Consider the following 7,922-nt stretch of genomic DNA (forward strand, 5'->3'; position numbering starts at 1 on the left):
CGCTTTTCTGCGGAAAGACCCATTCGCGTTTTTGCTCCACTTCGCCGCTTGCCGAGCGGAGACTTTGTTGCGGGGCGGTGATCGGCCGATTGGTTGTTTGATGGTTGGTTGGTACAGGGAGAGACGCGCTCTTACGAGCCGCTTTCTCTCCCCCGAACCACTCTCTTGACTGCCCGGTGCAAACAAGGGTAGAATGGTATATTTGACAAGTTTTCACAACCAGAAGTTCAATCAAAGTAAAATTGAACCGTCCCGGACCGTGCGTGGAATCCTTGAGAGAGACTTGTTTCATTCTGTGTTCCTCCTTGAGAAATAAGATTGTTCGATTTTCTTCACGTTACGGGAAATGGACTTCCGGCCGCGGAACAACCGACGATCTCAGCACCAGAGTCGAAGGAATTTTGCGGATCCGGGTATCTTCGAGTTCGCCGTAGAAGCGCTCAAGTGCGAGATCCACGGCGGCGCGGCCGATCGCGTACATCGGAACTTTCAGCGTTGTGAGCGGGACGGAGGCTTTTTCCGCGATTCCCGTGTCATCGGCGCCGACGATCGAAAACTCTTCCGGCACGCGATGCCCGAGTTCAGTCAACGCCCGGATCGTCCGTTCCGCAGTGGAATCATTGCTGCAGAAGAAGACCGTGGGCAGAGAGCTTCCGCAGTTCCGGAGCATCTCCCGCATGGGTTCGAGCGGTGAGGAGTGCTCTGGAATCCGGACGATCCACTCGTCGCGCAGCTCCATGCCGTTTCGGCGCAATGTCTCGATCGCGCGGTTTGACCGATGGAGATAGGTATAGTCGAAATAACGATCACCGTCTCCATACTCCCCGACCACTCCGATCCGGTGATGGCCGTTCTCTTTCAAATATCCGGTCAGAGCGGTGAAAGCACTGTCGAAATCACAGACGACCGAAGCGATTTTCTCGCTCTGCGCATAGCCGGAAATAAACACCTGCGGCAGAAAATTCTCCGTCAGAACCAGTTCGAGCGGACGATCGACTGCAAATCCGCGTGACCCGAGATGGATCATGGCGCTGAGACGCGGCAGTACCCCCGCGAGCCAGGAGCGCACCTCCTCTTCCGGCACGTCCGGCTGCGGCAGCAGCAGCGGCATCGGCGCGTACCCGAGTTCCGCCGCCCGGTCGAAAATTCCGCTCAGGTACTTCAACGGCGTCGGGGTGTCGCCGCTCACGAACACCGAAAACTGTCGCGGCAGAATGATCCCGATCGACGGAAACGGCGGAATCACCTTGTCGAGCGCGTGCGGCGCAATGCAGATCGTTTTCCGCCCCTCCGGCTGCTGAAGAATACCATCATTCATCAACTGTTCGTAGGCGCGGTGGACCGTGCCGCGATTCAGCATCAGCGCTTCCGCCAGCTGCCGCTCCGACACAACCGAACGCCCCGGCCTCGGACGATTCCGGAAAATGTCCTCCGTGATCCGGCGGCTCAGCTGCAGGTGCAGCGGCTCCGCTCCTCCCCGGTCAAGTTCCACCTCCGGCATGTAACGTTTTTCCAGCACAATAACAACCCAATTTGGGTTAACGATAATTTTGGTACGATTAATTATACCAAAAATCAAAGGAGATGTCAAGAGACAAGGCCAACTATTTTCCGGATATTATGGCATGCTATCAGACATTAGCTTAATGAGTGGTCGAAACAGGAGCGACCGCGCTCTTCCGTGCCAAATCCCTGCCGTGCGCGTTTTGGAGGTTCGCCCTCACTTCGGTCGGCTGAACCGTCGCAAATCAGAATGGCGTTCCGGGGAGATCCGGTGGGGGAAAGGCGGAAGCTGTGTCCCGATCCCGAAAAAAAAAGGAATTTACCCGGATAAGGAATTGAAAAAATCATTTGCGGTATTACAGTACCTGTAAAACCCGGGAGTTTTCAGACCTATGAAAAAAACATTTACATTTGCCTGTTTCGGAGCGTTCTGCTCGTTTGGACTGCTGACCGCCTCGGCGGCGGAAGGCATCGTCAAAGCCGATCTTTTGAATGTCCGGCTCAAACCCGATCTCAAAGCGCCGGTGGCCGTGAAACTTGACCGCGATTTCCAGGTCGAGGTGCTCGGAGAGATCGGCGAATTCGCAGAGATCGCGATTCCGGTCACGGCGCCGGTCTATATTTCGGCGGTCTATTTGAACGAGGACAGGACGACCGCTCCGTTGAAGATGTACGTTGCGGGCAGTTCCAGAGCCGCAAGCTATGGACTGCTGCCGAAAGGGAGTGCGGTCAAGGTGCTTGACATCGACCGCTTCGGCTGGGCGAAGATCGAACCGCCCGCCGGTCTCAAACTCTACGCGGCCAAGCGTTACATCCAGTACACGCCCGAAACCGGAACCGAAGTGAAGCCCGAAGTCAAACCTGAGGCAAAACCTGAAGTGAAGCCCGAGGCAAAACAGGCGGCCACCCCCGAAGCGAAGCCCGAAGTCAAACCTGAGGCAAAACCTGAAGTGAAGCCCGAGGTAAAACAGGCGGCCAAGCCCGTCGCGAAACCGGAAGCCAAACCGGAAGAAAAGCTGCCGGCGAAGATGACCGCCGAAACCGAAGCGGCGCTGCGTGAGCTGCGCGTTACGCCGGAGGAGGGAACTCCAGCTACGGAAAAGGGATCGCTGCAGAAAATCGAAAACACCACGGTTCCGCTGCTGCAATATGCGCTCATGAAAGGGAACACCCACGTCTATTATGTCTGCGCGGATCACATCAAGCTGGCCGATCTCGGAGACAGGGAGCTGACGTTCCACGGGCGTTCGTTCAAGGTTCCCGGCTGGCGGGTTCCGATTCTGTACGTCGAGTCGCTGACTCCGGCCGTGGAGTGATCCGGTTCAATCTGAAAGCAGGGGCGAAAACGGCAAATGCTGTTTTTGCCCGTTTTTTTCGGAAGAAACCCGGGAAAGTTTGTTCTTTCCGTGTTTTGGGACTTGACTAAACCGGGAATGGATGTATTTTATAGTTTCTGTATTTGGACAATTTGTAAAAAGCGAATCAATTCAGAATAGAAGGAAAGAGAACGATGAAAAGAACATTTCAGCCCTCGAATCGCCGTCGTAAGCGCCGGATCGGATTTTTCGCCCGCATGGCGACCAAGAACGGCCGTCTGGTCATCAAGCGTCGTCGCCAGAAAGGCCGTGCCCGTCTGACCGCGTGACAACCATTCTTTTCGGGTTCGGCGGGGTGTTGTTGCGCCGGACCTGCGCATGAATCGAAACAGTGAAACGAACGCTTTGCAAGACGGATAAGATCCGATTCAAGTCCGAATTCGATCAGATCCGGCAGAACGGAGAGAAACTGGTCGGTTCGAGCATGCTGGTCGTATATGCCCCTGCGCCGGATCACCATCTGAGGTGCGGGGTGATATGCGGAAAAAAGTACAGTCTGCTCGCCGTGAAACGCAACCGGGCGCGCCGGTTGCTGTGGGAGAGCTTCCGGCTGCTGAGGGAATCCATCGAGATTCGCCATCTGCTGCTGATTCCGCGCCGTCGGATGGAGAAAGCCGACCGCCGGCAGGTGACCAGGGAACTGGCGGGTCTGCTGGCCAGGGCGGGGCTGCTGCCGCAGGAAGTTGCGGATTTGCCGCCCGAGTGTTGATTGCATGTATCAAGGTTTATCAGTGGACGATTTCCCCGCTGCTGCCGAACTGTTGTCGGTTTGAGCCGACCTGTTCGCGATACGCCGCAGAGGCGTTGCGCATTCACGGGTTCTGGCGGGGGAGTTGTCTGGCGGTCTGGCGGTTGCTGCGTTGCCAGCCGTATTGCAGAGGCGGCTGGGATCCGGTTCCCCCGCCACGGTCAAAGCCCCCCGCAGCCCATTAGAGTCACCGGGCGCGGTTGTGCGGCGAAAAAAAATTGAGTTCCGGACAGCGGAAACGAGACAGGTTTGCTACAGTGAAATTCGATAAAGAAACGTTGGTATTCATCGCCATTTGCGTGGTGATTCTGATTGTCGGCCGGCCGATCGCCCGTTCATTCGGGTTGATCCCTCCTGTGCAGGAACGGGATGAATCGATTGCGGTCTGGACCGCCGAAAATAAACCGCAGAGCCCGCTCCGGATTCTGAAAAACGACCAGATGGTTCTGACGATCAAACCCGACCAGGGCAAGATCACCCGAATCACGTTTCCCGGTTATCTCGATGCGACGAAACGTTATCCCATCGACCTCTATCAGGGACTGACCGGAGTCGGCGCGCTTTCCGTGTTCGACCGCACTTCTACCTGGGAACTCGTGAAGATCGAGAGTGAGAAGCTCGATGAGGCGGCCGGGACTTACACGCTTGCGCGGCGTTTGCGTGCCGCCGGCGGCGGGGAATTTCTCCTGACGCAGGAGTGGAAACTTGCGGGAAATTATCAGGTGCACTGCAATGTCACATTCCGGAATCTCTCCGGAGCTCCGCTGCTGTTCCCGGCGCTGACGGTCAACGGTGGAGATCTCGCGCCGTGGGCGATGTATTCGGGCGACGCGGTACGCATTCCCTCTCACCGCATGGACCTGCTGACCGCAAACGGCAAATATATGGATATCAAAGCCGGAACCGAGAAAGAGAACGAAGATTTCTTTCTGGTGCCGCCGCCGCAGGTTGACTGGGCGGGGATCGGCAACAAATATTTCGGGACGATCCTGACGGCGGAGCAGCCGTTCACACTCTACCAGAACCGCTTCTGGTACTGCGGGCTGAAAGAGAAGAACGTCATCCTCGAAGTCGGAGCACAGTACCCGAATTTCCAACTCGGTGTGGATGAGGTCAAAAGCTACGATTTCCGGGCATATTACGGGCCGAAAGTCATCTCGCTTCTGCGGAAGTTCGATGGTTCGACGGCGCGGATGATGCACCTGGCCTGGGGACCGCTCGACTATCTGGCGCGGCTGCTGCTGTGGGTGCTGGTGGCGCTGCATGGGATTGTCGGCTCCTACGGGGTTTCGATCATTATCCTGACATTGATGGTGCGGATTCTCTTCTATCCGATCACGGCGAAAGCGAATGCGTCGATGCGGAAGATGCAGGCACTCCAGCCGAAGATGAAAGAGATCCGGGAAAAATACAAGGACAATCCCCAGCTTCAGTACGTGAAGATGCAGGAGCTGCAGCGTGCGGAGGGAGTCAATCCGTTCGGCGGATGTCTGCCGATCCTGCTGCAGATCCCGGTATTCTTCGCATTGTACGCGACGCTGGACGGAGCGGTGGAACTGCGCCAGGTTCCGTTTCTCTGGGCGAAGGATCTTGCGGCGGCGGATACGGTGCTGACGATCCCGCTCTACTTCTTCAATCTGCCGATCAACCCGCTGGTGCTCATCATGACCGGTCTGATGGTTGTTCAGCAGCACATGACCCCGATGTCGATCGATCCGATGCAGAAGAAGATGATGCTGATGATGCCGGTCATCATGCTTTTGTTCCTGTACGATCTCCCGTCGGGCCTGACGCTCTACTGGAGTGTCAGCAATTTCTTCAGTATCATTCAGATGCGCTTGCAGCGGCGTCACTACAAAGATCATGAGGCGAAACCGGCCGGAATCACCGGGAAGTAGCCGCCGGACTTAAAAAAAGGGAAGATCAGCATGTCGGAAAACGTGAAATTCGAAGAACAGAAAGCAAAAATCATCAAAGTATTGACCACGATGTTCGACTATCTCGGGTTGTCGGCATCGCTCCGGGTGGAGGAGAAAGGGACTCGAATCGGGGTGAAAATCAGCTCGGAGGACGCGGGACGGATTATCGGACGCAAGGGCCAGACGCTCGAGAGTCTTCAGTTGCTGTTGAACCGGATCATGTTCAAAGATGACGAAGAGTGTCCGCACATCATGCTCGACATCGACGGATATGCCCGTGGGGAACGCGGTGCCCGTTCCGAGGCCGCTGGAACTGAGGTGGGAGAGGCCTCCGGGTCCGGAGACGGCGAGGAGCGCCGCGAACGCCCGCAGCGGGAGCGCCGCGAGCGTCGTCCCCGGCGCGAGGAGCGTACGAGCACGAAAGATCAGCTCGAGCAGCAGGCTCTCGATGCCGCCAAAGAGGTGAAACGCTGGGGAGAGCCGGTGACACTGCCTGAGATGAATGCCCATGATCGGCGGATCATCCATGTGACGTTGAAAGAGGATCCGGAACTGACGACGGAATCGATCGGAGAAGGCGCGTATAAGAAAGTGGTGATTTCTCTGAAGAAAGAGGATTGATCTCCTCGGTGCCGGGAGAAAAATTCCTCGGAATTTTTCTCTGATCGGCGGCTTCGGGACTTGTATTTCCCGGGAAACCGGATTATATTAGAAAACATGATCCGGGGTGTGGCTCAGTCTGGCTAGAGCGCTGCGTTCGGGACGCAGAGGCCGGAGGTTCAAATCCTCTCACCCCGACCATTTGTGAAGATAACGGAACTTTGACTATGGATTTTCATCCTTATCAAAGTTCCTTTTTTATTTCCTTCCAAATATTTTTTCGGACCAGTGTGATTGATTGACCGCGAACCACGAGCAAGGCGATTGGGATCAGACAGGGTTATCTCTTGCGACCTTGAATCTTCCCGGATCACATCGGCACGGGGCAGATGGTCGACCGACAATCGGTTTGATATCGGCAAAATTCTGCGATGAAGCCGGGGACGGTTCCGCGCATTCAGTTATGTTGCCTGCATTCAAACGCGCTCACGCCCCTCCCCTGTCCTGTCCGGGTGGCGTGGCGCACAACCGGCCCTGGTCTCGAAGCCTCTCGCGTGCGGGAGGAAAGATTTGAAACTCTCCCTGCGGCGGCCGGCATTTTCACTGACACGGTGGAAATATTTTCCGGAAGAAACAACTCCAACCAGAGGAGAGCGTTCCGGAATGGATGAGAGATATTCGGAAATCCCCGGCAGATCAGCTTTTCGCCGTTGCACAAATGAAATTCTCCTCCCCTGACCGTGACGCCCCAGATCGGCTTCTGCCGGAATCCGGAAATCTCAGTTCTTCCGGCCTGTCCCGTCAGAAGAGCTGAAAAAATCAAAAAACTTGCATTCCCGAGCTTGCATTCCTGCGGAGAGGCACTATATTAAGAAGCGTGATGCGGGAAAACCGCAGCACCTGATGCAGCCCCGTGGTGTAATGGTAGCACAAGTGATTCTGGTTCATTTAGTTGAGGTTCGAATCCTTGCGGGGCTGCCATTTTTTTTGCCCTCCTCAAACTCTTGAGTTTTAAGCGCGTTTTCTATCCCGTCCGGCAGATGATTGGGGCACATTTGGGGCACAAATGGGTCACAATCGCGGATTTGAGGGGTACCATAAAATGCCGTATATGATGATCAAGGGTAAAATGCCTTATTTCAGATCCCGGATTCCGGCAAGGCTCTCACACCGGATGGATCGCAATGAAATACGGATTCCTGTCCAAACTTCTGATTTGCAAAAAGCATCTATTGTATGTAGATTACTGCAACAGTACTTGAACAGGATTTACGATATCATGGAAAAAGAAAATCGGGTATTCACTTACGAGGAACTTAGAGCACGTCTCGATGAAGTTGCCAATTTTGCACTCTATGCCATTGAACTCTGGATCTTTGACTACGTCAACAGCGGCCACAAAACCCCGAAGGATCGAGAGGAAATATCGCGGGGGATTGACAGTTTCATCAATGATGCCCGAAGAAGTCTTGCAGAAAGCGATTGTACGCTTGCCCAATGTGATTTCCTGACAATGGGACCGCCGGAACTGCAAAACGTGTCTTCGATCGGGCTGCTCGACTCTCTGGCAAAAGAGTATTACCAGAAGAAAATCTACGTTCTGAAGGTTGCCAAAGAGCATTTACAGGGGAACTACGATACGGAATATGATCGCCGGAAAGGAACTGCCACAGTTGATCCCCACGTGACCATGCAGGCAAGAGCCATAGACGAATCCCCCATTCCAACTCCGGCTTCCGCTCCTGAAGTTTCATTTTCACGGTTGATAGAACAATT

The 7,922-nt window shown here is 55.0% G+C and carries 9 protein-coding genes and 2 tRNA genes; 9 read left to right on the top strand and 2 right to left on the bottom strand.

Going from position 1 to position 7,922, the window contains the following annotated elements:
* Together Q0J85_RS14995 and Q0J85_RS15000 are read right to left on the bottom strand one after the other, a co-directional pair.
* The coding region (locus Q0J85_RS14995) for a hypothetical protein (protein WP_294483073.1) at positions 1 to 292 on the bottom strand (292 nt) is incomplete at its 3' end.
* A 45-nt stretch (positions 293 to 337) separates the two neighbouring features.
* Positions 338 to 1,519, bottom strand: coding sequence for a substrate-binding domain-containing protein (locus Q0J85_RS15000; protein ID WP_294483075.1), 1,182 nt, complete (start codon positions 1,517 to 1,519; stop codon positions 338 to 340).
* Positions 1,520 to 1,895: 376 nt separating this feature from the next.
* Here Q0J85_RS15000 and Q0J85_RS15005 point away from each other — a divergent pair, with 376 nt between their 5' ends.
* The 9 genes from Q0J85_RS15005 to Q0J85_RS15045 all read left to right on the top strand — a co-directional run.
* Positions 1,896 to 2,819, top strand: coding sequence for a hypothetical protein (locus tag Q0J85_RS15005; RefSeq protein WP_294483078.1), 924 nt, complete (start codon positions 1,896 to 1,898; stop codon positions 2,817 to 2,819).
* A gap of 194 nt (positions 2,820 to 3,013) precedes the next feature.
* The gene (gene rpmH / locus Q0J85_RS15010; RefSeq protein ID WP_294483080.1) at positions 3,014 to 3,148 is read left to right on the top strand and encodes a 50S ribosomal protein L34; all 135 of its coding nucleotides are present in this window, start codon (positions 3,014 to 3,016) and stop codon (positions 3,146 to 3,148) included.
* Between the two features lie 62 nt (positions 3,149 to 3,210).
* Positions 3,211 to 3,588 carry a ribonuclease P protein component gene (rnpA, locus tag Q0J85_RS15015; protein WP_294483082.1) on the top strand — a complete coding sequence of 126 codons (378 nt, stop codon included), beginning with the start codon at positions 3,211 to 3,213 and terminating at the stop codon, positions 3,586 to 3,588.
* On the top strand, positions 3,582 to 3,812 hold the full coding sequence (gene yidD, locus Q0J85_RS15020; RefSeq protein ID WP_294483084.1) for a membrane protein insertion efficiency factor YidD: 231 nt from the start codon (positions 3,582 to 3,584) through the stop codon (positions 3,810 to 3,812). Before rnpA ends, yidD begins: the two co-directional genes overlap by 7 nt.
* 72 nt (positions 3,813 to 3,884) lie before the next feature.
* Positions 3,885 to 5,525, top strand: a complete 1,641-nt coding sequence (locus tag Q0J85_RS15025; protein WP_294483086.1) for a YidC/Oxa1 family insertase periplasmic-domain containing protein — start codon at positions 3,885 to 3,887, stop codon at positions 5,523 to 5,525.
* Positions 5,526 to 5,555: 30 nt separating this feature from the next.
* Positions 5,556 to 6,167, top strand: coding sequence for a R3H domain-containing nucleic acid-binding protein (locus Q0J85_RS15030; RefSeq protein ID WP_294483087.1), 612 nt, complete (start codon positions 5,556 to 5,558; stop codon positions 6,165 to 6,167).
* Positions 6,168 to 6,269: 102 nt separating this feature from the next.
* Positions 6,270 to 6,347, top strand: a tRNA-Pro gene (locus Q0J85_RS15035).
* A gap of 706 nt (positions 6,348 to 7,053) precedes the next feature.
* Positions 7,054 to 7,127: transfer RNA gene (locus Q0J85_RS15040), tRNA-Gln, on the top strand.
* 298 nt (positions 7,128 to 7,425) lie between these two features.
* Positions 7,426 to 7,922: hypothetical protein (locus tag Q0J85_RS15045; protein ID WP_294483088.1), on the top strand; the 497-nt coding region annotated here is incomplete at its 3' end.

The organism is uncultured Victivallis sp., from assembly GCA_944389935.1.
In the GTDB taxonomy this organism is placed as follows: domain Bacteria; phylum Verrucomicrobiota; class Lentisphaeria; order Victivallales; family Victivallaceae; genus Victivallis.